At 61.5% G+C, this 23,469-nt stretch carries 23 protein-coding genes; 16 read left to right on the top strand and 7 right to left on the bottom strand.

Going from position 1 to position 23,469, the window contains the following annotated elements:
* Positions 1 to 83 precede the first annotated feature (83 nt).
* The 6 genes from VSX56_RS17135 to VSX56_RS17110 all read right to left on the bottom strand — a co-directional run bounded on the left by VSX56_RS17135 (position 84) and on the right by VSX56_RS17110 (position 7,480).
* Entirely contained in the window at positions 84 to 1,349 is a 1,266-nt protein-coding gene (locus VSX56_RS17135; RefSeq protein ID WP_349295112.1) for a cytochrome c, read from the bottom strand.
* 12 nt (positions 1,350 to 1,361) lie between these two features.
* Positions 1,362 to 3,134 (bottom strand): GMC family oxidoreductase, encoded by a 1,773-nt coding sequence (locus VSX56_RS17130; protein ID WP_339115181.1) that lies wholly within the window; start codon positions 3,132 to 3,134, stop codon positions 1,362 to 1,364.
* Positions 3,135 to 3,163: 29 nt separating this feature from the next.
* Positions 3,164 to 3,907: a gluconate 2-dehydrogenase subunit 3 family protein gene (locus VSX56_RS17125; protein WP_349295111.1), complete on the bottom strand. Its 744-nt coding sequence runs from the start codon at positions 3,905 to 3,907 to the stop codon at positions 3,164 to 3,166.
* Positions 3,908 to 4,542: 635 nt separating this feature from the next.
* The gene (locus VSX56_RS17120) at positions 4,543 to 5,889 is read right to left on the bottom strand and encodes a TRAP transporter large permease (RefSeq protein WP_350938853.1); all 1,347 of its coding nucleotides are present in this window, start codon (positions 5,887 to 5,889) and stop codon (positions 4,543 to 4,545) included.
* Positions 5,886 to 6,389 (bottom strand): TRAP transporter small permease subunit, encoded by a 504-nt coding sequence (locus tag VSX56_RS17115; RefSeq protein WP_350938851.1) that lies wholly within the window; start codon positions 6,387 to 6,389, stop codon positions 5,886 to 5,888. Before VSX56_RS17115 ends, VSX56_RS17120 begins: the two co-directional genes overlap by 4 nt.
* Positions 6,390 to 6,436: 47 nt before the next feature.
* Entirely contained in the window at positions 6,437 to 7,480 is a 1,044-nt protein-coding gene (locus VSX56_RS17110; protein WP_350938850.1) for a TRAP transporter substrate-binding protein, read from the bottom strand.
* A 735-nt stretch (positions 7,481 to 8,215) separates the two neighbouring features.
* On the opposite strand from VSX56_RS17110, the gene VSX56_RS17105 reads away from it, so the two are divergent.
* The 14 genes from VSX56_RS17105 to VSX56_RS17040 all read left to right on the top strand — a co-directional run bounded on the left by VSX56_RS17105 (position 8,216) and on the right by VSX56_RS17040 (position 20,141).
* Entirely contained in the window at positions 8,216 to 9,373 is a 1,158-nt protein-coding gene (locus VSX56_RS17105) for an amidase (protein WP_350938848.1), read from the top strand.
* The gene (locus VSX56_RS17100; protein ID WP_350938846.1) at positions 9,370 to 10,512 is read left to right on the top strand and encodes an acyl-CoA dehydrogenase family protein; all 1,143 of its coding nucleotides are present in this window, start codon (positions 9,370 to 9,372) and stop codon (positions 10,510 to 10,512) included. Before VSX56_RS17105 ends, VSX56_RS17100 begins: the two co-directional genes overlap by 4 nt.
* Positions 10,513 to 10,543: 31 nt before the next feature.
* Entirely contained in the window at positions 10,544 to 10,906 is a 363-nt protein-coding gene (locus VSX56_RS17095; RefSeq protein WP_339115175.1) for a hypothetical protein, read from the top strand.
* A complete protein-coding gene (locus VSX56_RS17090; protein ID WP_349295107.1) occupies positions 10,903 to 11,427 on the top strand; it encodes a nuclear transport factor 2 family protein in 525 nt (174 codons plus the stop codon). The genes VSX56_RS17095 and VSX56_RS17090 overlap by 4 nt, the downstream gene beginning before the upstream one ends.
* 11 nt (positions 11,428 to 11,438) lie before the next feature.
* Positions 11,439 to 12,713, top strand: a complete 1,275-nt coding sequence (locus tag VSX56_RS17085) for an aromatic ring-hydroxylating oxygenase subunit alpha (RefSeq protein WP_350938843.1) — start codon at positions 11,439 to 11,441, stop codon at positions 12,711 to 12,713.
* On the top strand, positions 12,710 to 13,204 hold the full coding sequence (locus VSX56_RS17080) for an aromatic-ring-hydroxylating dioxygenase subunit beta (RefSeq protein WP_350938841.1): 495 nt from the start codon (positions 12,710 to 12,712) through the stop codon (positions 13,202 to 13,204). The genes VSX56_RS17085 and VSX56_RS17080 overlap by 4 nt, the downstream gene beginning before the upstream one ends.
* A gap of 11 nt (positions 13,205 to 13,215) precedes the next feature.
* Positions 13,216 to 13,965, top strand: coding sequence for an SDR family NAD(P)-dependent oxidoreductase (locus VSX56_RS17075; RefSeq protein WP_350938839.1), 750 nt, complete (start codon positions 13,216 to 13,218; stop codon positions 13,963 to 13,965).
* Positions 13,966 to 13,979: 14 nt separating this feature from the next.
* Positions 13,980 to 14,939 (top strand): PDR/VanB family oxidoreductase, encoded by a 960-nt coding sequence (locus VSX56_RS17070; protein WP_339115171.1) that lies wholly within the window; start codon positions 13,980 to 13,982, stop codon positions 14,937 to 14,939.
* A 9-nt stretch (positions 14,940 to 14,948) separates the two neighbouring features.
* Complete coding sequence (locus VSX56_RS17065; RefSeq protein WP_339115170.1) at positions 14,949 to 15,434, top strand: flavin reductase; 486 nt, start codon at positions 14,949 to 14,951, stop codon at positions 15,432 to 15,434.
* Between the two features lie 72 nt (positions 15,435 to 15,506).
* On the top strand, positions 15,507 to 16,538 hold the full coding sequence (locus VSX56_RS17060) for a TRAP transporter substrate-binding protein (protein ID WP_350938836.1): 1,032 nt from the start codon (positions 15,507 to 15,509) through the stop codon (positions 16,536 to 16,538).
* Positions 16,535 to 17,065: a TRAP transporter small permease gene (locus VSX56_RS17055; RefSeq protein WP_350938834.1), complete on the top strand. Its 531-nt coding sequence runs from the start codon at positions 16,535 to 16,537 to the stop codon at positions 17,063 to 17,065. The genes VSX56_RS17060 and VSX56_RS17055 overlap by 4 nt, the downstream gene beginning before the upstream one ends.
* Positions 17,066 to 17,068: 3 nt before the next feature.
* A complete protein-coding gene (locus VSX56_RS17050) occupies positions 17,069 to 18,349 on the top strand; it encodes a TRAP transporter large permease (protein ID WP_350938832.1) in 1,281 nt (426 codons plus the stop codon).
* 9 nt (positions 18,350 to 18,358) lie between these two features.
* Positions 18,359 to 19,375 (top strand): ketopantoate reductase family protein, encoded by a 1,017-nt coding sequence (locus VSX56_RS17045; RefSeq protein WP_349295099.1) that lies wholly within the window; start codon positions 18,359 to 18,361, stop codon positions 19,373 to 19,375.
* Position 19,376: 1 nt separating this feature from the next.
* Positions 19,377 to 20,141: a class II aldolase/adducin family protein gene (locus tag VSX56_RS17040; RefSeq protein ID WP_350938830.1), complete on the top strand. Its 765-nt coding sequence runs from the start codon at positions 19,377 to 19,379 to the stop codon at positions 20,139 to 20,141.
* A gap of 60 nt (positions 20,142 to 20,201) precedes the next feature.
* Here VSX56_RS17040 and VSX56_RS17035 read toward each other — a convergent pair whose 3' ends face one another.
* Positions 20,202 to 21,167, bottom strand: coding sequence for a nucleoside hydrolase (locus VSX56_RS17035; protein WP_350938828.1), 966 nt, complete (start codon positions 21,165 to 21,167; stop codon positions 20,202 to 20,204).
* A 164-nt stretch (positions 21,168 to 21,331) separates the two neighbouring features.
* Here VSX56_RS17035 and VSX56_RS17030 point away from each other — a divergent pair, with 164 nt between their 5' ends.
* Entirely contained in the window at positions 21,332 to 22,306 is a 975-nt protein-coding gene (locus tag VSX56_RS17030; protein ID WP_350938826.1) for an isopenicillin N synthase family dioxygenase, read from the top strand.
* Positions 22,307 to 22,361: 55 nt separating this feature from the next.
* Positions 22,362 to 23,408, top strand: a complete 1,047-nt coding sequence (locus VSX56_RS17025; RefSeq protein ID WP_349295097.1) for an ABC transporter substrate-binding protein — start codon at positions 22,362 to 22,364, stop codon at positions 23,406 to 23,408.
* The last annotated feature ends 61 nt before the right edge of the window (positions 23,409 to 23,469 follow it).

Below are 23,469 nucleotides of genomic sequence, written 5' to 3'. Positions count from 1 at the left end.
TATATTCCACCCTGCTTATCAACTGAAACGGGGCGCATCATGGATGCGCCCCGTCAGGGATAACCCGTCTTTGGCGGACCGGATCAGTCCTGGGCCAGGGTCGCGCGGACCGACGCCACATCCGACGTGCTGACCTTGCCGGCATTGTTCGTCCATGCGCCGCGCAGGAAGGTTGCGAGATCCGCAACATCCTGATCGCTCAGACGGCCGGCAAAGCCCGGCATCAGATTGACCGAAGGCGCCTTCTCGACCGAGGGCGTCTTAGCGCCGGCGAGGATGGTATGCACAAGACCTGTCGCGCTCGGCGCGTTGACGATGCTCGCGCCATCCAGCTCGGGGAAGATGTCCTTGCCGCCCTTGCCGGTGACGAAGTGGCACGCACCGCAATTGTCGATATAGACGCGCTCGCCATTGGTCAGATCCTTGGCCGCCGTCAGGGTGGCGATCGTGGCTTGGGCATCGGCTGCAGGCTTCAGCGAGACCAGATCACCCGAGGGCGCCATGGTCTTGAGATAGGCCGCGACCGAAGCCAGATCGTCATCGGTCATGTGGCTCGTGCTGTGCTCGATGACCGAGGTCATCTCGCCGCCCACCGCCGCCTTGTCATTGCGACCCATGGCCAGATAGTCGACGATCTCCTGATCGGTCCAGCCTGCGACACCTATGCCACTGTCTGCATCGGCGCGCAGCGAGGGCACGCTCCAGCCGTTCAGATCGCCGCCAGCGAGATAGTCGTCGCTGCCGTTATCATAGGCTTTCTCCTGCATGCCGATCCCGCGCGGGGTATGGCAGCTGCCGCAGTGGCCTGCTCCTTCGACGATATATTTCCCGCGGTTCTCGGCATCCGAGAGCTTGGGATCGGGTGTGAAGCCCACGCTTTCGCTGAAGGCGAGGTTCCACAGGGCCATCCCCCAACGCTGGTTGAACGGGAAGCCCAGATGCGTTTCCGGGGCTTTCTCGGCCACCGGTTCTACATCCTGCATGATATAGGCGTAGAGCGCCTTGATATCGGCATCCGTCATTTTGGCATAGGAGGGGTAGGGCATCGCCGGATAGAGATGCGTCCCGTCGGGGGTGACACCTTTGCGGACGGCCTTGGCGAAATCCTCCTCCGAATAGCTGCCGATACCGGCCTCTTTGTCGGGGGTGATATTGGTGGCGTAGATCGTGCCCAGATCGCTCTTGATCGGCAGGCCACCGGCATAAGGCGCGCCGCCCGGTGCGGTATGGCAGGCCATGCAATCGCCCAGCCGCGCGACATAGGCGCCCTGTTTGACCAGATCGGCATCCTGCGCCATGGCCATCCCTGCGCCCAGCGATAGGGCGGCGGACATCATTACGAGTTTCATATCCAACGCTCCTTATGCCTGGACCAGCGGGCCGGGGTTCTTGATGTAATCCTTTACGATGGTTTCGGCCGCGTGATAGGTCAGCGCGCCGATCATATCGGTCGGGTTTGCCTGGAAGTTCTGCGGGAAGGCATTGCCGCCCGGCACGAAGACGTTATGCACATCCCAGCTTTGCAGATACTTGTTGAGCGCCGAGGTCTTGGGATCATCGCCCATCACCGCACCGCCCACATTATGGGTCGAGACATAAGGGCGCATGTCGTAATGGCTGTCGGGCTTGAGGAAGCTATCATGGCTGATATCGGGGCCCATTTCGCGGGCGATATTGTTGCATAGCTCCTTGAGATACTGCTGCAGCTTCAGCTCGTTCTCTTTCCAGTCGAAGGTGATCCGCGCCATCGGATTGCCCAGATGGTCGGTATAGGTCGGATCCAGATCCATGTAGTTGCCGCGATAGGACATGCAGGTCGTGGTGATCGAGATCTTCATCGAATGGCCATACCAGTCGCGCATACCCTGTTTCCAGCCCATGCCCCAGCCGGGCACGTCCTTGGGAAGGGCGGTGCCAATCGGGTTGCCGTTCGATTGCGAGGAGTGGATCTTCGCGCCGCCCAGGAAGCCGTATTTCACGCCATCCTCGAAGCCCGGACGCGGCGAGACATCGTTGAACATCACACCGGTCGCGCCGGCGGTCGCGAAGGGGTTGAACTCCTTGTCCTTGAAGAACATGGTCACGCCGCCATTCGACAGGAAGGCATAGTTCCGGCCCACGACGCCCTCGCCCGTCATCGGGTTATAGGGCTGGCCGATACCCGACAGCAGCATCAGGCGCACGTTCTGGAACTGGAACGAGCACAGGAAGACCATCTTGGCAGGCTGGAAGACCTCCTCGCCATTCTCGTTGACATAGGTCACGCCCTTGGCGGTCTTTTTGTCGTCATGCAGATCGACGCGGACCACTTCGGCATTGGTCTTGTAGTCGAAGTTTTTGTGCAGCTTCAGCGCATCCAGAATAGTCGTCTGCGGCGAGGCTTTCGAATAGTTCAGGCAGGGGTATTTCGAGCAGAACCCGCAATAGTTGCATGGCGCGATGTTCTGGCCATAGGGGTTGGTCCAGGCTTGCGATACGTTTGCCGAGGGGTTCGAGAAGGGGTGGTAGCCCATCTTCGTGGCCTGTTCGCGGAACATCGAGCAGTTCAGCGTGTCTTCCAGTGCCGGCAGCGGATAGGGGTTCGAGCGCGGGCCCTCGAAGGGGTCGCCGCCCGGCTGGATCTCGCCATTGAGGTTGCCGGTGGTGCCGGACTGGCCGCAGACTTTCTCGAAGAAGTCGAAATGCTTCTCCATCTCGTCCCAGGTCACGGGGAAATCCTGCACCTGCATGTCTTCCTGCAGCTGGCCGGGCGCGTAGGTTTCATCGGCATAGGTCTTCAGTTTCAGGTCTGTGGGCGTCGGACGCAGCATCACTGCCGTCCAGTGCAGACCGGCCCCACCTACGCCATTGCCAGGGCAGAATGACCCCCATTGGCGGGTCGGAAGTGCATTGTCATCAGTGGTGTGACGCACCGTGACCGCTGCCGATTTCGGTTTGGCAAAGATTTTATACTGCTTGTCATAGCCATATTGGTCGGCGGGTTTGGGATAGGCGAAGTCCTCGCTCGACTGGTCCTCGCCCCGCTCGAGCGCGCGCACTTTCAGGCCTGCACGGGCCAGTTCCATCGCCATGATCGAGCCGCTCCAGCCCAGACCCACGACAACGGCATCCACTTCATCATTCACAATAGCCATTGCTATCTCCTTCTTTCCGTTGTCGCGGTTTACGCGCGCATGCCTTTGACGCTGACAGGGCCCAGCGGGTATTTCACATTGTGCTGGGTGACCCATTCGCGGAAGCTGGCGCGGGCGCCCGGGTAGCCGATCATGATCCACGCCCCCATACCCTTGTTGCCGCCATACATCGGATCGGCGAGATAGCCGTTACGGGTATCGGAAAGCAGCTGGCTGAAGAAATTGCCAGCGGTCAGGTAATCCTCGCCCTGTGCGAGGAAATCGATCTTGTCCTTCTGCAGATCGGTCAGGAAGGCGTCCTGCTCGTCTGCGGTCAGCTCGGCAAAGGCCTTGCCATGCGCGTCCTGTGCGGCCTTGGCGGCCATCGCGAGCCCCTTGCGGTAGATCTCGGCGGGCATATAGGGCATCTGGTAGCCCATCAGCGGATCGGGGTTCTTGGGGAAGGGACCCTTGAGATACCAGTCCTGACCGTAATCGCCACCGACCTGCATATCGAGGAAGACGGGAACATTGGCCTCGAGGGCGCCGGGCCCGATTTTCTCGCCATCGCCGTCACCCGGGATCAGGCGGTCGACCATGGCGCAAAGGAGCGCGAATTCGTCCTTGGTGAAGAAGGTGGGCTGATAGGTGGCGAGATCCGGAGCTGCCTGATCGAGTACGGTGGCCGCGCTGACGCTCTCGAACGGATAGCCCAGTGCCGCGGCTGTGGCGATGGCTGCTGTGCCCAGCATGAACCCGCGCCGCCCGACATGCGGGCCTGAAGTCTGTGTCATGATTTTTCTCTTTTGTATCGGGGGGACCGCGCCGGACGAAGTCGGGGGAGCCTTTTCGCCAAGCAACGGATCGCTTTTGGGAGACAGTAGAGCACGGGCCGCCTGCGCCTTGGCATCGGAACGTTGGACCGGGGATCCGACTGTCGCACCATCTGAGACCGTCCTCACTGGCACAGATAGTTTGAAATTGAACCATTTAAGCGCGACGCGGATGACGGGAAAAGAATCCCTTTTCTGCCTCACACGTCACAGTTTGCTTCATTCAGAATGTTTCAATTTGACGCAATATTGCCAACGTCGAAGTCACCGTATCGTGATGTATGCGCAAACTAGCGGCTAGAGAGCTTACTGGAAGCGGGGTTCATTAAATACTTTAATAAGAACAAGAAGATAATGGGGAAAATGTTATAATTTGATGCCTTGGCGGAGAGAATATGCACATTTCAGCCTCGTGGATTGTTTAAATGTGAACAGTCAAGAATATGACCTGATGTCAGTAAGCTATGGGGTGGCGCTCTATAAGGAGGTAACCGAAATATACGGTTCGGAGTTAATGGATGCGCATTCTCTGATGTAATGAAAGCACGCTTATATTCAAATAAGCATGCTCGAAAATCGTTCACATATAACTGGTGCTAGTTCTGGAGTGATGGCAACCAAAGCACCAATGAGGGGAAGGCGGCCACAATCGCCAGTGTCGCCAACTGTAACAGCACGAAGGGAATGACCCCGCGATAGATCTCGCCGATGGTTGCCCCCGGCACGGCCGAGCGTAGATAGAATAGCGCCATGCCCACGGGAGGCGTCAGGAACGAGGTCTGCAGCACCAGTGCCAGAAGGATCGCGAGCCAGACCGGATCATAGCCGAAACCGGTCAACACTGGCATCACCAACGGGGCCACGATCAGCACGATCTCCATCCAGTCGAGGAAGAACCCCAATAGGAAGACCACAAAGATGACGAAGGCCAGCACCCCGTGCGGGCCGAGCGGCAGCGCCTGCAGCGCCTCTGCCACCACATCATCCCCGCCATAGCCGCGCAACACGACCGAGAAACAGGCCGCCCCGAAGATCAGCATATAGAGGAAGGCGGTGGTGCGGGCACTCTGGTAGCAGACCTCGCGGAAGTCCTGCCAGCCGAGCTTGCGGTTCATCGCGGCCAACAGTGTCGCGCCTGCCGCGCCGATCCCCGAGGCCTCGGTAGGCGAGGCGATGCCCGCGATGATCGAGCCCAGCACCGCGAGCACCAGTGCCAGAGGGGCGAGCAGGGCGCCCGCAAATTCGCGCAGAAGCACCGTGACGGGCAAGGCGGCACCGCTGCGCTGGTATCTGGGCATGGTCCCGGGCACCAGAAGGGCGGTAACCACGATAAAGAGCACGAAAGCCAGTGCCAGAGCTGCTCCCGGAAGGATTGCCCCCATAAAGAGATCCCCCACCGGAATGCGGAGCTGGTCGCCCATCACCACCAGCATGATCGAGGGCGGGATCAGGATGCCAAGGCATCCTGTTGCCCCTACCGTGCCGAGGCTCACGCGGCGGGAATAGCCCGCCTCGAACATGGTGGGAACGGCGATCGTGGCGAGCAAAACCACGGAGGCACCGATGATGCCGGTCGAGGCCGCGAGCACCACCCCGATCACCACAACGGCAATCGCCAGCCCGCCCGGTGCCGGACCCAGAGCCGCCCGCATCGACTTGAGGAGCCGCTCGGCAATGCCCGAACGGTCCAGCATGAAGCCCATGAAGATGAACATCGACATCGGGATCAGGGAATAGCTCGAGACCGTATCGAAGACACGGTTGGCCACAAAGCCGATCATCCGCAACTCGGCCACATCGGCGATATCGAGCGGGGCGATCACCGTGCCGAGGGCCGCAAAGAGCACCCCCACTCCCCCCAGCACGAAGGCCACGGGGAAGCCCGAGAACAGGATGCACAGGAAGGTGGCGAAAAAGAGGAAGATGAAAAGCGCATCCATCATGCGGCCCTCCGGTTAGGGCCGAAGAGCCGTGTGGCGGCTTTCAGGAAAAGCCCGATACCTTGCAAAAGCAGCAGGCTCAGCCCGAAGCCCATGATCCCCTTGATGATATAGCGCGCGGGCAGGCCCGAAGGCATGGGCGAGCCTTCCTTGAGCGCCCATGAATAGGAGAAGATCGTCCACGCATTCCACGCGACGAGCCCGATGAAGGGAAAGAAGAGGAAGATCAGCCCGAGCACCTCCACCAGGGCCTGACGGCGCGGCGACATTCTGGCATGGAACATGTCCACCCGCACATGATCCTCGCACTGATAGGCCCAGGCGAGGGTCAGCAGGACCGCTACGGCATTGAGATGCCATTGCAATTCCTCGAGCTCGATCATGCCGATGGAAAACACATAACGTAGGGTGACATTGACGAGGATCGTCACGATCAGGAGCGGCAGGAAGAAGGCGCCTATCTTGCCGATCGTGGCGCAGAAACGGTCGATGAATTGGATCATGGATCACCTTTCAGACGGAAGGGCGGGGATGACCCCGCCCTCCGGCCTTATTCCTTGTGTTCGGTCCAGTCCTGCACCGAGGCCCGATAGGCCTGCAGCGACTCCCATGTGCGTTTGAAATCGGGATCCTGCTCGGATTGCGCGGCCATGACCTCGTCGGTTGCCTGTCTGAAGGCGGCCAGAACTTCCGGCGGGAAGGTGCGGATCTCGGTGCCGGCGGCCTCGAATTTCTTGACGGCTGCGGCATTGGCCTGCGCGGTGGAGGTCAGCGACCAGATATTGGTCTCGCGGCAGGTGGTCTCGATGAGTCCGCGTTGGGCATCATCCATACTGTCCCATTTGGCCTTGTTGATGATCAGCTCGTTGATCGCAGCTGGCTGGTGCCAGCCGGGCAGATAGTAGTATTTGGCGACTTTCTCGAAGCCCATGGCCTCGTCGATGGCGGGCATCGAGAATTCGGTGCCATCGATCACATGACGTTCGAGATTGGGATAGATATCGCCCCCCGCCAGCAGCACCACCGAGGCGCCCATCTTCTTCATGACCTCGCCTGCAAGACCTGCGAAGCGGATCTTCTTGCCCTTCAGGTTTTCGACGCTGTCGATCGGGAAGGTATACCAGCCACCGGCCTCGGCATCCATGACCCCGCAGGGCACGGTGACCACGCCCTGCTTGGCGTAGATCTCGCGCCAGATGTCGAGCCCGCCGCCATTATAGATCCAGCCGATATAATCCTGCGCATCCGGCCCGAAGGGTACGCCGCCGAACAGCTGCACGGCAGGGAAGCGGCCCGCCACATAGAGCGGCGAGGTATATCCCATATCGAGCGTACCCTGCTGGACGGCGTCGAAAATCTGCAGCGGCGGGACCAGCTTGCCCGCGTCATAGAGTTTGACCGAGACCTGACCGCCGGAAATGGCGTTGATCTCGTCGGTGAAGTGCTGGGCGTTCTGGCCGGAGGCGGGCAGGGTCAGCGTCCATGCCGATTGGAGGTCCAGTTTGGCCTCCTTGGCGGCGGCGGGTTGAAGGCTGGCGGTCAGGATCAGAGCGCCGAGCGCTGCGGTCACGAAGGGCGGAAAGCGGAGAAACATGGCGGGCCTTTTGATTGGAAGGGATAGGGGGCCTCGGGATCGTCCGGTGATCCGGTTGCGGGTCTTTGTGGCGCTTGCCACCCGATCCAGAGGGGTCAATACCCCCCTACTCATGCCGTGATCTCGGCGTGAGGTGCATCCTCCATCGTGCCTGCGGGGATGCGGAAACACGGTTTGGTCAAATAAGAAGCATGAAAATTCACCTAAAGAATGAATCTTTGGCATATTTAGATGAATTATCATATAAATACTCACGTAATGTGACTATTGCTGCGCTGCGGCTATGGGTATTTGCGCGTAGGGATGAAGCAGGACGAAAAGCCGAGGCGACTCAGGGTGCTTGCGGCGAAGTCCGAAATAAAAATATAGCAAAAACAACATAGTATATTTCCGCATTTTGGAGCGATTGTCCTGAAGCGGGGTAAGGCTCGGCATCCGCCGGGCGGACCGATTCCGGAAACGGATTTCCCAGACATAAATTGCGTAACTTTCACGCATCATATGTTAAATAACTGGTGATAATGGGTTATATTCTCGGGAATCGTGCCGGAACAGGCCCGTTCCCGCAAAATGCACCGCGCGCCGCGATATACCCTATGGTCAGCCGTAATATTTACGGTAATCTTCACATATTAACTCGCCAGCCGGACCGGCCAGCCCCTCCAGCATCCATCGCGGAAAAGGGCGCTCCGGCACAGAAGATCTTTTGAAGATAGCAACCCCAAGGGACGCCAGATGTCTGATAAAAAGACGATAAACGCCGTGACTACCCCGCTTGCATTGGGGGATCAGGGGCGGGATGCGCCGCAGGTTCTGATCAAGGAATGTCTCGGGATCGCGGGGCTCACCACGCGCTGCGGATCGCGCGGGTTCAAGGATGCGCCGCCCGAGACGGAGCATTCCGCAATCGTCGCCCATCTGCTTGCGCAGGGTGCGGCCATCACCGGCACCGTCACGATGCACGAGCTGGCTTTCGGGGTAACAGGCGTGAACACCTTCGCAGGCACGGCCCTCAACCCGAACTGGCCCGACCGTATTCCGGGTGGCTCGTCCTCGGGGTCGGCCTCGGCCGTTGCGGCGGGGCTTTGCGATTTTGCCGTTGGCACAGATACGGGCGGCTCGGTGCGCCAACCGGCCTGTTGCTGTGGCGTTTACGGGCTCAAACCGACCTACGGCGCAATCGACCGGCGCGGCGCCATTCCGCGCGGTTCCTCGCTCGACGTGATCGGGCCGTTTGCCGCGAGTGCCGAAGCCCTGACCCGTGCGGCGTCGATGATGCTGCCGTCTTTCACACCCGCTGAAATTACCGCGCCGAAGCTCAAGCGGATCAGCGTCGAGGCCGATGCCGATATCACCGCGACCCTCGATAAAGCGCTTGCGGGCTATGACGTGCCAAATGTAACCCTCTCGAGCTTCAAGGCCTCCTATGAGGCGGGCCTGACGGTTATCAATTACGAGCTCGCTTCCGAATTCGGCCAACTCGCTCGTTCGGATGCCTCGCTCGGTGTCGATGTGAAGGGTCGCATTCAGGCGGCGCTTTCGGTGACTCCTGAGGCGCTGGCGGAAGCAGAAACGGTGCGGGCGGTCTTCACCCGCGAGGTCGATGCGGCACTTGAGGGGGTGGATGCGCTCGTGCTGCCTACCATGCCCTGCGTGCCGCCAACCTTGGCCGCCGCCACCGATCCGCGCGCCCTTTTGCCTCTGACCCGCCTTGTGCGCCCGTTCAACCTGTCCGGCCATCCGGCGCTGACCCTGCCTCTGACAACCCGCGAGGGCCTGCCCGCGGGTCTGCAACTGGTCGGTCGCAAAGGGGCCGAGGCCACGCTCTGCGCCATTGCCGAACATCTGTCGCGGGCCCTGGCCGCCCGTTCCATGCCGGAGATGCTTTCATGACCCGTTTCGAACCCAAACTCGCGCAGGCCGCCGAACTGGCCACGCTGTGCGAGGATATCCGTTCCCGCCGTGCCGAATTCGACGCGCTGCGCCATATCCCACGGGATATCGTCGATGGTTTCAAGCGCATCGGCATCTATTGCGCCTTCGTGCCCACGCGCTTTGGCGGCGATGCGATCAGCCCGATGGAGTTCCTGAACCTGCTCGAAATTATTTCGGCCGCGGACCCTTCGGCGGGTTGGGTGGCAAGCTTCGGCGTTTCCTCAACCTATCTCGCGGCGCTGCCCCCCGAGACCTTCGCGCAGATTTACACCGAGAACCCCGATACGGTCTTTGCAGGCGGTCTTTTCCCGCCGCAGAAAGCCACCCGTGTGGCGGGCGGGATTGAGGTGAGTGGCCGCTGGTCGTGGTGCTCGGGCTCGATGGGGGCCGATTTGCTGGGCGGCGGCATCAAGGTCGAAGGCGATGCCACGCCCCTGCCGCGCACCGCCGTCATGCCGCGCGACAAGGTGACCATCGACGAGACATGGCACACGATCGGCCTCAAGGCCACGGGCAGCCATGATCTCGTAGCCCACAAGGTTATCGTGCCGGAGGACTGGACGTTCATTCGGGGCGCGCGCTCGGAAATGACCGACCCGATCTTCCGTTATCCGGCCATGGCGCTGGCGGCGCAGGTGCTGGCGGTGGTGGCGCTGGGGGCCGCGCGCGAGGCGCTCGATTTCATCCGCTCGGATGCGGCACAGAAAGCCTCGATCACCGGTGCCCCAAATCCCGGCGAGCGCCCCTATGTGCAAGCCCATCTGGCCCGCACCGAGGCCACGCTCGCCGGTGCGCGCGCGCAATTCTATGACATCACGGCGCAGGCCTGGGACGAGCTGGCCCATAATGAGGCCGTTACCCCCGAGACGCATGTGAAGCTGCGCTTGGCGGCTACCTCGGCGGCCCATGATGGGGCGGCCGTCGCCCGCGAGGCCTTCGTGATGGGCGGGGCGGGCGCGATGATGCAGGGCCACCCCTTGGGCCGGATGATGGTCGATGCGGCCTGTGTGGCCCAGCATGCCTTCATGGGCGAGGGCACATGGACGGCTGCGGGGGCGGCCATGTTTGGCCAGCACACGCCTCCCGGCTTCCCGTAATCAGAGAAAATTCCCGAAGAAAGACAGTGACATGAGTGATACCCCCAAAATCCGCACCCTTTTGTGCTTCAACAACCACCCGACCTTCTTCTCGCTCCCCTTCGACCAGATCGGCCCCGTATGGAAGGCGACCCAAGAACTGATGTCGGGCATCAACAAGATGGAAGGTGTCGAGATCGTCGGCACGTTCGATGATGACCAGACGCTGGTCGGTGCGACGCAGGGCTTCCCCTATACTTGGTATATCATGGCCGATTTTCCGACCCGCGCCGATGTGCAGGCCGCGTGCAACCTGCTTCGCACCATCGTGGTGGGCGAGGGCAATGACCGGCTGTGGAAATACATGACGGTCGAGGCCCGTATGGGCCGCGCGCTGGAGATCCCCGACCTATGAGCGATCTCGCCGCCCTTGCCTTACGTATCGAGCGCCTCGAGGCCGAGAGTGCCTGCCGCAAATGCCTGTCGGATTACATGGAACTCTGTGACCGATTGGACGAGACGACAGATCTGGAGGCTCTGGGCGCACTGTTTACCCGTGATGCCGTCTGGGGCGGGGCGGGCGACCGCTATGCCAAGGATTTTGGCGCGCATCAGGGGCGGGCGGCCATCGTGGGCTGGCTCGCCACCTTCTGCACGCCCCCGCATTTCGCGATGAACGCGCATTTCCTGTCCTCCGAGGCCCTCCACCACACGGATGAGGGCGTGACGGGGCGCTGGATCATGGCGCAGACCCCCACCTTCCATGACGGGCAGAGCTTTTTGATGGCCGCTCGTCTGGAGATCGATTTCCGGCAGGAGGAAGGCGCATGGCGCATGCACCGCTTCTCGACCCGTAACCTCTATGCGCGCCCGGTCAGCGACTGGACCGCGCCCATGCAAATTCCCGCACCCCGCCCCGTGGCGGTCGGTCAGTGAAAGGATAGACCATGTCTCTCGATACGTTTCCCGCCGGTCCGATGGATACGGACGCGCTGATGAAAGGCGACCGCGTCGCCACGCCCATGTATGAGGATCCCGCGATTTTCGATGCCGAGATGGAGAAGATCTTCGGGCGTGTCTGGGTCTGGGTCGGCCATGTCTCCGAAGTGCCGGGCAAGGGCAACTTCAAACTCAGCTGGGTCGGCACGCAGCCGGTCATCATCTCGCGCGACCGCAAGGACGAGGTCCATGTCTTTGTGAACCGCTGCCGCCACCGCGCCGCGACCGTCTGCGAGGTAAAAAAGGGCAAGACATCCTCCTTCCAGTGCCCCTATCACGGCTGGGGCTACGGCCTTGACGGGAGCTTGCGCGCGATCCCCTATACCGAAGGCTATTCGACCGATTTCGACAAGCAGAATTACGGTCTGAAAAAGCTGAAGGTCGGGATTTTCGAAGGCATGATCTTTGCCTCCTTCAACATGGATGTCGAGCCGCTCGAGGATTTCCTCGGCAATGCCAAACCTTGGATCCGCCTCTTCATGAAACAGGGCGGCGGCTTCCCCGTGAAGACGCTGGGCGAGCACCAGTTCAAGGTGCCGATGAACTGGAAAATCCAGCTCGAGAACACCACCGACGCCTATCACTTCCCGATCGTGCATAAATCCTTCCTGCAATCGCTCGACGGCGAGGCCAACGAGACCTTCTCCTTCATGGATGACGACGATGGCTATGTGGAGGATCTGGGCAATGGCCATTCGGTCATGGTGATGATGCCGGAGCTCGTCGATCTGGATCATGACCCCGATGCGCCGATCCCCGAGCGGTTCAAGGAACTGGCCGAGAGCCTGCGCGGCGAGTATGACGAGGCGCAGGTCAAGCGGATCGTGCGCGCCGTGGGCGGCTGCGGCTTCAACCTCAACCTCTTCCCCAATGTGGCCTGCTCGCTCTCGTTCTTCCGCGTGCTGCGCCCCGTCTCGGTGCATGAGACCGAGATCCGCCATATCGCGCTCGGTATGGAGGGCGGTCCCGAGGCCGCCAACCAGATGCGTCTGCGCCTGCACGAGCATTTCCAAGGGCCGATGGGCTTCGGCTCGCCCGATGATGCCGAGGTCTGGGAACGCGTGCAGCGCGGCTCGGCCGGTGCGGGCGATGTGGATGTGATGGTCAACCGTGGTCTGGGCCTCGAGAAGACCTCGGAGAACGGTCTGCCGGTGGGCGATATCTCCGCCGAAACCGGCATGCGCTCGGCCTATAAAATGTGGAAAAAGGTGATGGACCAATGAAGGATCTCCCCGCAACCCAAACAGTCCCGCTGCAAGCGGTGACCGAGTATCTCTGGGCCGAGGCCGATATGCTGGACGCCCGCGATTATGACCGTTGGCTGGGTCTCTGGGCCGAAGGGGGTCACTATGTGATCCCCGTCGAGAAGGAGGGCGATGATTTCGCCAACCAGCTCAACATCGCCTATGACGATGCCACCATGCGCGAGATGCGCGTGCGCCGGCTGCAGGGGGGCTTCTCGATTTCTGCGGCTCCGCCTGCGGAATCGGTGCGCACGCTCTCGCGCTTCGTGATGGAAGAGGTCGACGAGACCACGCTCAAGGTCCGCGCGGCGCAGCATGTCGTCGAGGATAAATTCGGCCGTCAGCGCGTCTTCGCCGCCAATGTCGAATGGGTGCTCAAGGTGACCGATGAGGGGCTGATGATCCGCGACAAGGTGATCCGCCTGCTCAATTCCGATGGAATGCTGACCTCGATCAGCTATCTGTTCTGATGGGGAAGCCTTTGCCTGATATTATCCAGACGGCTGTGATCACGGGCGGTGCCAGCGGTTTTGGCGCGGTGGCCACCCGTGCGCTCCATGCGGCGGGCTTCCGTGTTGTGATCACCGACCTCGACCAGGAGGCGGCAGGCGCTCTGGCGCTGGAGCTGGATCTGGCGGGGGAAACCGCCGTAACAGCCACGCTTGATGTGTCGAAACCGGAAGATTTCCAGACCGTGCTGACTAAGGTCATCGAGCGCTGGGGCTCGGCCGAGGTGTTGGTCAATAATGCCGTCCGCACCGAGGCCAAACCGGTGCTGGAGATCGATCCGCATGTGTTCAACGAGGTGATGGCCACCAATGCCGGTGGTGTCTTTGCCGGATGCCAGACCTTCGGGCGGCATTTCAAGGAACGCGGCTACGGGCGCATCGTCAACATGGCCTCGCTAGCGGGCCAGAATGGCGGCACAGCGACAGGGGCGCATTACGCGGCCTCGAAAGGCGCGATCCTCACGCTCACCAAGGTCTTTGCCCGTGATCTGGCGGCGTTTGGCGTGACCTGCAACGCCATCTCTCCGGGTCCGATGGATACGCCCATGGTGCATGGGATCGTGCCAGAGGACCGGATGGCGGGGTTTTTGCATAACATCCCTGTCGGGCGGCTCGGCTCGCCCGAGTTTGTTGCCAAGATGGTCACCATGCTGGCCTCCCCCGAGGCCGAATTCGTCACTGGCGCCTGTTGGGACGTCAATGGCGGCCTGTTCATGAGGTAAGGACAATGAAGGACATGCAGTCTAACGCCCTCGTTCTGACCGTGGCCGAGCGCCTAGATGATCGGGGCGATATCATGCAGCTCACGCTGCGCGGCGCGGGCGATCTGCCCGCCTTCACCGCAGGCGCCCATATCGACCTTCTGGTGGAGACCGCAGAAGGCCCCGTCTGGCGGCAATATTCGCTGGCGGGCGATCCCTCGGACCGCTCTGCCTACCGTCTTGGCATCCTGCGCGATCCGGCTTCGCGGGGCGGCTCGGTGGCCTTGCATGACACGCTGAAAACCGGTGCAAGCGTGCATGTGGAAGGCCCGCGCAACCATTTCCCGCTGGCCGAGGCATCGTTCTCGGTGCTCTTCGGAGGCGGGATCGGGATCACTCCGATGCTGGCCATGGCGTGGGAGCTCTCTGCCAAGGGGGCCGATTTCATCCTGCATTACGCGACGCGATCGCAAGATCGCACCGCGTTTCTCGATCAGATCAAGAGCTTCCCGTTTGCCGAGAAAATCGTTCTACATCATGATGATGGCGCAGGTGCGGGCCCGGTTGATCTGGCGCGTGATCTGCCCGAAGCGGCCGTGGGCACCCATATCTATGTCTGCGGCCCGCAGGGTTTCATGGAGTGGGTGATCAAGGGTGCCGAGGCTGCGGGCTACGCCCCCGCCAACATCCACCGCGAATATTTCTCGGCGGATGTGGATGTGACGGGCGACAGCTTCGAGGTCGAATGTGCGGCCTCCGGTATCACCGTGACGGTCGGCCCCGAGGATACCATCGTCAAGGCGCTGGCCCGCGGAGGGATCAAGATCGAGGTGAAATGCGAAGAGGGCATCTGCGGCACCTGTGTCACCGATGTCATCGCGGGCGAGATCGATCACCGCGACCAGTTCCTGACCGAAGAGGAGCGCGAGGAGGGCGACCAGATCTGTGCCTGCTGCTCGCGTGCCTGTGGCAAACGTATCGTGCTGGACATCTGAGGGATCATCATGGAACTCAAGGATCTTTTCCGCGAAGGCATGTCGCGTCTGGGGGCGTCGGTCACCGTGCTGACCACTGATGGTCCGGCGGGCCGCCACGGGATGACCGCTTCGGCCGTCTGCTCGGTCACCGACACGCCGCCCACGCTTCTGGTCTGCGTCAACCGCTCGAACCGCAGCCATGACATGTTTGTCCAGAACGGCACGCTTTGTGTGAACGTGCTGGGCGGGCAGCATCGCGATCTGTCGGGGCGGTTTGCCAGATCAGGGCTCGAGGACCGCTTCGAGGGCACGCTCTGGTCCACCCATGCCACCGGAGCGCCGGTCTTGGGCGATGCGGTTGCCGCCTTTGATTGCGTGATCAGCGCGCGGCAGGAAGTGGGCACACATTCGGTCTTCTTCTGCGAGATCCGCGATATCGCGCTGGCTGAAGGCCCCTGCGAGACGCTCGTCTGGTGCAACCGCGACTTCCACCAGCTGGCGATGGCCTCCTGAGGGCCCCGTATAATTCTGCAAGCCTCCGCCCAAGAGGGGCAAAGCCATCCACTTTTCACAGGGAAACGCGACATGAATATGCGACTTGGACTGACTTCACTGGGCCTTCTGCTGGCGGGCACCGCCATCGCACAGGCCAATACCGTGCTGACCGTGGCCAACTGGCTACCGCCCGCGCATCCGCTGGTGTCGGAGGTGATCAAACCGCTGACCGAAGAGATCGCAAAAGCGACCAATGGCGAGGTGACGGCCAATATCCTGCCTGCGCCGCTCGGGCCGCCTGCCGCGCATTTCGACTTTGCGGTCAATGGGGTGGCCGATATCACCTTCGGCGTGCAGGGCTATAATGCGGGGCGGTTCAAGACCACCAATATCGCCGAGCTGCCCTTCCTGGGCGACAGTGCCGAGGCCAATTCGGTCGCCTATTGGCGCGTGTTCAAGGACAAGCTGGAGGCTGCGGGCGAATATAAGGGCGTGCATGTGCTGGGTGTCTTTACCCATGGTCCGGGCGAGATCTTCCTGAAAGAGGGCGATGCGGGCGCGACCGATGTCCTGAAAGGCCAGAAGATGCGCGTGGGCGGCGGCATCATCAACGAGGTGGCCAACAAGCTGGGCGCGGTCTCGGTGGAAGGGCCGTCCTCGAAATCCTACGAGCTGCTGAACCAGGGCGTGGCCGACGGGATCTTCTTCCCCTATGAATCGGTCAACTTCTTCAAGCTGATCCCGCAGCTCTCGGAAGGCATCTCCGTGCCGGGCGGGCTGTATAACACCTCCTTCTATGTCGTGATGAACGAGAAGAAATGGGAGAGCCTGACCCCCGAGCAGCAGAAGGAGATCGATAGCGTGACCGGCGAGGCGCTTGCGCGTATGGCGGGCAAGATGTGGGACCGTGCCGATGCGCAGGGCATCGAGGCGATGAAGGGCAAGATCGATGTGACGCCCGCCACCAAAGAGCAGATGGCCGCGTGGCATGAGGCGCTGCAGCCGATCATCGATGCCAAGATCGCCGAAGTCTCGAGCACGGGCGTCGATGGTCAGGCCGCCTATGACGAGATGAAGGCCCAGATCGAGACGGTCTCGGCCGAGATGAAGGCCGCGCAATGAAACCGGCCGATCTGAGCCTTCGGGACAGTGGCGAACAGGCGGGGGAGGGGGCAGGGTTCCCCTCCGCCCATACCGTTCTGGCGGTCCTTGGCTGTATCCTGCTGATGGCGATGATGGGACTGACGGTGGTCGATGTGGTGGGCCGCTATCTGTTCAACGCGCCGCTCAAGGGGGCGGCAGAACTCACCGAGCTTCTGCTGTGCGCTACAATCTTCCTCGGCCTGCCAGCGGTGGCATTGCGCAACGAGCATGTGACGGTCGATCTGGTCACCGACGCGATGCCCGACCGGTGGCAGCCATGGCGGCGTATGGCCTGCGGGATTTTCTCGGCGATGGTGTTGGGGGTCGTGACATGGCGGATCTGGGTCTATGCGGACCAGATCGCGGGCTATGGCGGCGCCACGACCAACCTGTTGCTCCCCATCGCCCCGCTGGGCTATTTCTGCGCCATTTGCACCGCTGTGGGGATGATCATGGCGGTTTATGTGCCATTTCAGGCGCTGATCACGCGCGCCACGAAGGGATAGAGTATGGAATATTGGCCAATTGGTATGGCGGTGGTGATGGGGCTTTTGCTCTGTGGCGTGCCGATCGCCTTTGCGCTGGCAGGTGTGGGGGTCGTGGGCGTTGCCTCGATCATCGGCTGGACACCCGCGCTCTCGCTTATGGGTTCGGCGTTTTTCGACAATGGCCGTGATTACTCGCTCTCGGTGCTGCCGCTGTTCCTGATGATGGGCAATTTCGTGGTGCAATCGGGGATCGCGACAGAGCTTTATAACGCGGCCTACGCATGGCTGCGCCACCGCAAGGGCGGGCTGGCCACGGCGACCGTGGTGGCCTGTGGCGCGTTCTCCTCGGTCTGCGGCTCGTCCATGGCCACCGCCGCCACCATGACGCGGATCGCGCTGCCTTCCATGCGGCGCTTCGGCTATCCCGACCAACTCTCGACGGCCTCCATCGCGGCAGGCGGCACACTGGGCATCCTGATCCCGCCTTCGGTCATACTGGTTTTCTATGGCATCATGACCCAGCAGGATATCGGCAGGCTGTTTCTTGCGGGGCTGATCCCGGGCATTCTGGGGATCATCGGCTACGCCATCGCCGTGCGCATTACCATCGCGCTCAAAGGCATCGATCTGCCGGTCGAGGAGAAGCTGCCGCTGGGCGAGCGGATCCGCGCGCTCAAGGGCACGGCCGGCGCGCTGGTCCTCTTCGTCTTCGTGATGGGGGGCATTTATCTGGGCGTTTTCACCCCCACCGAGTCCGCGGGCATGGGGGCGGCTGGTGCTCTTTTGCTGGTGGTGCTCTCGGGGCGCTTCACATGGGCGGGGCTCGTCAATGTGTTCTATGACACGATGAAAACCACCGCGATGATGTTCTTCATCCTGTTCGGCGCGCTGACCTTCACCAATTACGTCAACATGTCGGGCATGACGACTGATATCCAGAGCTTCCTCGGCCTGTTCGGCACCACGCCGATCGTGACCATTCTGGTGATCCTGTGCATCTATCTGGTGCTGGGATGTGTGCTGGAAAGCCTGTCGATGATCATGCTGACGGTGCCGGTCTTCTATCCGATTGTCGCGGCACAGGGGATCGACTTGATCTGGTTCGGGATCTTCGTCGTGATGGTCACCGAGATCAGCTATATCACACCGCCGGTGGGTATGAACGCTTTCGTGCTGCGCTCGGTGGTGCCGGATGTGCGGTTGGGCACGATCTTCCGCGGGCTCGGGCCGTTTGTGGCGATGGATGTGGTGCGGGTCGCGATCCTGACCATTTTCCCGACGCTTGTTCTGATCCTGACCTGAGGGGGCAGCATGGAAAGCAGGATGAAAATCGCGGTGATCGGGGCCGGTAATATCGGCACGGCGATGGCTGCCCTTCTGGGAGGCTCCGGCGCCGAGGTCACGGTCACGGCACGCGGGCTCCGGCTCGAGCAGATCCGCGCCCAAGGGGTGGCGCTATGTGACCGTGGCACATGGCACCGCGCCCGCCCGCAGGCGAAACAGGCGCTGGAGCAGGTGCAGGATGCCGTGTTCTTCTGTGTGAAGGCGCAAGCCCTGCCGCAGGCGGTGGCCGAGAACATCGCGGGGATCGGGCCGGACACGCTCGTTATCCCGATGGTCAATGGTCTGCCCTTCTGGTTTTTTGCGGGCGGGGCCGAGGTGCCCTTCGTCGATCCCGAGGCGATACTGGCCCGCCATCTCGATCCGCAGCAGGTGCTGGGGGCGGTGCTCCTGATGACCGTGCGGATGGAGGCGGGCGAGGCGCTGTCTTCCAATACGCCGACGCTGTCGCTCGGACCCGCGATGGGGGCGCATGACCGCCCCGCGATCGCGCGGCTGGCCCGTGTGCTGGAGGCGGGGGGCATCCTCACCGATGTGACGCCCACCATCCGGCAGAAGGTGTTGGTGAAGCTTCTGGCCAATATTACCACCAATCCGCTCTCGGCGCTGCTGGGAGACCATCTCTCGACCATCGGGAACAGTCCCGAGCTTGCTGCGCTTGCCTGTGCTGTGGCCGATCCGTTCCGCGCATGGGCCGGGGATCTGGGTTACGCTCTGCCCGATAACCGCTGGCTCACCGATCTCTATATCGATGCCGGAGATTTCCCGACCTCGATGTTGCAGGATGCCCGTGCGGGCCGCGCCCTCGAGCTGGATGCCATTGCCCGGGCGCCCATGGCGATGGCGGAGGCGGCAGGCCATCCGAACCCCGCGCTCGCCGCCATTCTCGCCGCACTCGACACCCACTGCACTTTGCCGCTCTCGGGCTCCGAGGCGCAGATCGCCCGACATTCCCTCATGAACACCATTTCTCTGGAAAGGATCTGACATGAACGACCTGACCCCGATCCATAAGCCGCTTGCCGAAATGACCGAAGCGGAGCTGCGCGTGCAGCTTGCCGATTTCTACCATCTTGTCAGCTACATGGGCTGGACCGAGCTGATCTTCAACCATATCTCGGTGCGTCTGCCGGGCGATGAGCATGCCTATCTGGTGAACCCGATGGGGCTGCATTACGACGAGGTGACGCCCGAGAACCTGCTGGTGGTGGGCGTGGATGGCAAGCTGAAACGCGAGAGCCCCTACAAGCCCAACCCCGCCGGTTTCGCCCTGCATGGCGTAATCCACGAGCATCGCCCCGATGTAGGCTGTGTGGCCCATACCCATACCACGCCGATCTCGGCCATCGTGGGCAAGATGGCCCCGATCTCGCATGACAATTTCAACGGGGCGCAGCTTTATGGGCGCGTGGCCTATCACGAGTTCGAGGGGATCACGATCTACGATACCGAGCGCGAGCGGATGCTGGCCTCGCTGGGCGATAAACATGTGCTCGTTCTGCGCAATCACGGGATCGCAGTCTGCGAGGCCGATATTCCGCTGACCTTCTTCCTGTTGTGGACGGTCCAGCGTGCCGCCGAGATCCAATGCGCGACCGCCGGTATTCCGGGGCCGGACAGCACCCTGCCCGAAGGGATCAAACGCAAATGTGCCGAGGATGCGCAGCGGTTGAAGGATAATTCGTCCTTCGCGACGCTGCTGTTTGACGCGACGGTGCGCAAGATGAAGCGCGACTGCCCGCATTTCGCCTGAGTTATACGCCCGAGGCCCATCGGGTGTTGACCCTCCCCGCATAGGGGAGGGTCTTGGCGTTCAGGCGGGGACGTTGCCCGGAAGGGTGGCAAGAGCCGCCGCCATACGGGCATAGACCTCCGCCGCATCATGGCAGCCATTGAGCCACAGGCAGTTATCGGGCCGGCCCGTCTGGCGCAGCCAGTCGACGACGGTCATACCGGTGGTCAGCTCGCCTGCGCATTCCACATCGACGGGGCAGAGCTTGCCGGGGAACAGATCGGGCCAGATCGTGGCGGCAATCGCCACCGCATCATGCAGCGGCCGCGTCTTTGTGCCGTATTTCTTGTTTCCGTATTGTTCGAAGAATTCCATCATGCCGGCACAGGCCTGCATGACCTCCGTGCCCGTCTCACGCAGGGTCGTGGACCAGCCCAGAGGTGCGGCGCAGGCATGGGTGCAATCCAGCGGCACGGCGGTGACCGGAACTCCGGCCTCCCCCGCCGAGGAGAGCACGATCCGCACGGCCTCGGGATCGACGAGGATGTTGTATTCGGCGGCAGGGGTCATATTGCCGCCCTCGAAGAAGCCGCCCCCCATGAAGCTGATCCCTGCCATGTTCTGCAAAATCTCGGGGGCGCGGCGGATCGCCAGTGCCAGATTGGTCTGCGGTCCGAGGCAGATCATCTGCACCTTTTGCGGATGCGCGAGGATGGTTTCGATGATGAAATCCACCGCATGGGTTTTGGCGGGGGGGAAGCGGGCCTCGGCCCAGTCCCAGCCGTCAATCCCCGTCTCGCCGTGGATTTCGGGCACGGGACGCGGCTTGCGGATCAGCGGGCGGGCGGAGCCGGCATGGACGGGGGTCTCGGGCAGGCCGGCCAGCTCGACGATACGGCGGGCGTTATCGGTGGTCTGCTCGAGCCCCATATTTCCGGCCACCGTCGTCAGGCCCAGAACGTCCAGCTCGGGCACCGCGAGAGCGAGCAGGATTGCAAAGGCGTCGTCTTGGCCCGGATCGGTGTCGATGATGACGGGAAGCGCCATGGAATACTCCTTGTGACCGGAACTCCGGCATTGATGGTATAAATGTGATGCATCTTTGGGCATATCCGGATTGGTATACCGAAAATTGCGATATGCCATCGCAAACCACTTCCATCAAAAGATCAAGTCTCGAATACTGTATACAGAAAATGCTGGAGGAAAGTATGAAGGGCGAATTCGACAATATTCCGATCGTGGATCTGAGCGCCTTGGTTGCGAGTGCCACCCCCGAGGCGCGCGCCGAGACGGTTGCGGCACTCAAATCGGCTCTGGAGACGTCGGGCTTTGCCTATCTGTCCGGCCATGGCGTGTCCGAGGATCTGGTCGAGAAAATGCGCCAGATGAACATGGCCTTCCATGATCTTCCGATGGAGGAGAAAATGGCGCTCAAGATCAACGAGTTCCACCGTGGCTATATGCCGATGTCGTCCTCGACTATCGTGACCTCCTCGGTGGCCAAGGTCACCAAGCCGAACCGTTCCGAGAGCCTCATGGTAATGCATGATGTGCCCGAGGATGCGTCCTATGCAGGCGAGCCGATGCATGGCCCGAACCAGTTCCCCGCTTCCCTGCCGGAAGTCGAGGAGACCGCGCTGGCCTATATGCGCGAGATGACGGGGTTGGGTGAGCGGATCGCCGAGGCGCTGGCCGAGGCGCTTGGCCTCGAGCGCGACTGGTTCGCGAAGTATTTCGACACTCCGACGCTGTTCCTGCGCCTGCTGCATTATCCCGAACAGCCCGATGAGGAAGAGCTCTTCGGCTCCGCTCCGCATACCGATTACGGCTTCATCACGCTTCTCAAGCAGGATAATGTCGGCGGGCTCGAGGTGCGCAACAAGCGTGGCGACTGGATCCCCGCGCCGCCGATCGAGGGCACTTTTGTTATGAATGTTGGCGACATCCTGTCCAAATGGTCGAATGGGCGGTTTGTGTCCACGCCCCACCGCGTGCGTAACCTCTCGCGCAAGGACCGCTATTCGCAGCCCTTCTTCTACGATCCGTCGATGCGCGCGCTGGTGGAATGCCCCGAGGCGATGCTCGAGGCAGGCGAGACCGCGCAGATGGAGCCGGTGCTCTATGGCGATTATTTGCTTGAACGTCTGAACAAGAATTACGACTACCGCAAAAAAGCCTCCTGAGGCGATCCGGGCGGCAAGATCCGGCACCCATCAAGGCACCAATAGGGACATGACCATGACTGATCTGAATCGTCGCAAATTGCTCACGGCGCTCGTTGCCTTGGGCGGGGCCTCCGTGCTCAATATTCCGGCCGTCTACGCGGCCACCAACGAGTTGGTGATCACCACCTATGGTGGCTCCTGGGAGAAGTTCTGGCGTGATACGCTGATCCCCGGTTTCACCAAGGAGACCGGGATCACCCCCAAGCTCGATATCGGGCTTGGCCGGGTCTATACCGCCAATATGCGGGCCGCTGGCAAGGAAGATCCGCCCTATGGCTGCCTGATGTTCAACGAGATCTATGCGCAGGTGCTGCGCAAGGAGGGGTTCTTCGAGAAGCTCGACCAGTCGTTGCTGCCGAACTACCAGGACCTCTATCCGGTCGCGACCAAGGCCTCCGACGGTTATGGCGCGGTCGGTCTGATCTCGCCTATCGGGATCGGTTACCGCACCGATATGATTTCGGCCCCGCCGACCTCGTGGAAGGATCTGTGGGAGAACGAGGAGCTGAAAGGCCGCCTCGGTCTTTACAATATCGTCAACTCCGCGGGTAAGATGTTCCTGATGCTGGCGTCCAAGATCTATGGTTCGGGCATCGACGATCTGGAAACCGGCTTTGCCAAGCTGAAAGAGTTGGGCCCTGTCTACCAGACAGATTTCAACATGAGCACGGCCATGGCTACCGGCGAGATTGCCGTCGCGCCGTTCGATTTCGGCGAGATCGCGCGGCTGCGTGAGCAGGGGCTGCCGGTCGATTGCATCATCCCCGACGAGGGCCTGATGATGTGGGACCAGACCTTCAGTATCTGCGCCAATACGCCTGCCCGTGAAGAGGCCTATAAATATCTCGATTTCGTCTTGGGTCCTATCGGTCAGGATCTGTTGATGCGCGAATTCTTCGTCTCGCCAGTCAACAAGACCGTTGAAGTACCGGAAGACCTGCAAAAGGATGTGCCTGTCTTCGGGGCGGCCATGGACCAGTTTATCGAATGGGACTGGGAGTTGATGAACTCCAGATCCGAAGAAATTGCGCGCCGCTGGAACGAGATCTTCGGCGCCTGACCCCTTCCCCTCTCCTGTCCCTTCGGGTTTACCCCGTTGGGGCAGGCTTTTTCTTTTCCGA

Origin of the sequence: Thioclava kandeliae (assembly GCF_040297545.1) — a bacterium.
In the GTDB taxonomy this organism is placed as follows: Bacteria; Pseudomonadota; Alphaproteobacteria; order Rhodobacterales; family Rhodobacteraceae; genus Thioclava; species Thioclava kandeliae.
This window is presented reverse-complemented; position numbering and strand designations above follow the sequence as displayed.

Excerpts from the sequence above, each read along its gene's own strand:
- VSX56_RS17080 (WP_350938841.1), top strand. The coding sequence starts at position 12,710 with ATGAAGGATCTCCCCGCAACCCAAACAGTCCCGCTGCAAGCGGTGACC.
- VSX56_RS17125 (WP_349295111.1), bottom strand. The coding sequence starts at position 3,907 with ATGACACAGACTTCAGGCCCGCATGTCGGGCGGCGCGGGTTCATGCTG.
- VSX56_RS17115 (WP_350938851.1), bottom strand. The coding sequence starts at position 6,389 with ATGATCCAATTCATCGACCGTTTCTGCGCCACGATCGGCAAGATAGGC.
- VSX56_RS17050 (WP_350938832.1), top strand. The coding sequence starts at position 17,069 with ATGGAATATTGGCCAATTGGTATGGCGGTGGTGATGGGGCTTTTGCTC.
- VSX56_RS17105 (WP_350938848.1), top strand. The coding sequence starts at position 8,216 with ATGTCTGATAAAAAGACGATAAACGCCGTGACTACCCCGCTTGCATTG.
- VSX56_RS17060 (WP_350938836.1), top strand. The coding sequence starts at position 15,507 with ATGAATATGCGACTTGGACTGACTTCACTGGGCCTTCTGCTGGCGGGC.
- VSX56_RS17090 (WP_349295107.1), top strand. The coding sequence starts at position 10,903 with ATGAGCGATCTCGCCGCCCTTGCCTTACGTATCGAGCGCCTCGAGGCC.
- VSX56_RS17065 (WP_339115170.1), top strand. The coding sequence starts at position 14,949 with ATGGAACTCAAGGATCTTTTCCGCGAAGGCATGTCGCGTCTGGGGGCG.
- VSX56_RS17025 (WP_349295097.1), top strand. The coding sequence starts at position 22,362 with ATGACTGATCTGAATCGTCGCAAATTGCTCACGGCGCTCGTTGCCTTG.
- VSX56_RS17120 (WP_350938853.1), bottom strand. The coding sequence starts at position 5,889 with ATGATGGATGCGCTTTTCATCTTCCTCTTTTTCGCCACCTTCCTGTGC.
- VSX56_RS17030 (WP_350938826.1), top strand. The coding sequence starts at position 21,332 with ATGAAGGGCGAATTCGACAATATTCCGATCGTGGATCTGAGCGCCTTG.
- VSX56_RS17130 (WP_339115181.1), bottom strand. The coding sequence starts at position 3,134 with ATGGCTATTGTGAATGATGAAGTGGATGCCGTTGTCGTGGGTCTGGGC.
- VSX56_RS17040 (WP_350938830.1), top strand. The coding sequence starts at position 19,377 with ATGAACGACCTGACCCCGATCCATAAGCCGCTTGCCGAAATGACCGAA.
- VSX56_RS17100 (WP_350938846.1), top strand. The coding sequence starts at position 9,370 with ATGACCCGTTTCGAACCCAAACTCGCGCAGGCCGCCGAACTGGCCACG.
- VSX56_RS17095 (WP_339115175.1), top strand. The coding sequence starts at position 10,544 with ATGAGTGATACCCCCAAAATCCGCACCCTTTTGTGCTTCAACAACCAC.
- VSX56_RS17110 (WP_350938850.1), bottom strand. The coding sequence starts at position 7,480 with ATGTTTCTCCGCTTTCCGCCCTTCGTGACCGCAGCGCTCGGCGCTCTG.
- VSX56_RS17035 (WP_350938828.1), bottom strand. The coding sequence starts at position 21,167 with ATGGCGCTTCCCGTCATCATCGACACCGATCCGGGCCAAGACGACGCC.
- VSX56_RS17135 (WP_349295112.1), bottom strand. The coding sequence starts at position 1,349 with ATGAAACTCGTAATGATGTCCGCCGCCCTATCGCTGGGCGCAGGGATG.
- VSX56_RS17085 (WP_350938843.1), top strand. The coding sequence starts at position 11,439 with ATGTCTCTCGATACGTTTCCCGCCGGTCCGATGGATACGGACGCGCTG.
- VSX56_RS17045 (WP_349295099.1), top strand. The coding sequence starts at position 18,359 with ATGGAAAGCAGGATGAAAATCGCGGTGATCGGGGCCGGTAATATCGGC.
- VSX56_RS17055 (WP_350938834.1), top strand. The coding sequence starts at position 16,535 with ATGAAACCGGCCGATCTGAGCCTTCGGGACAGTGGCGAACAGGCGGGG.
- VSX56_RS17070 (WP_339115171.1), top strand. The coding sequence starts at position 13,980 with ATGCAGTCTAACGCCCTCGTTCTGACCGTGGCCGAGCGCCTAGATGAT.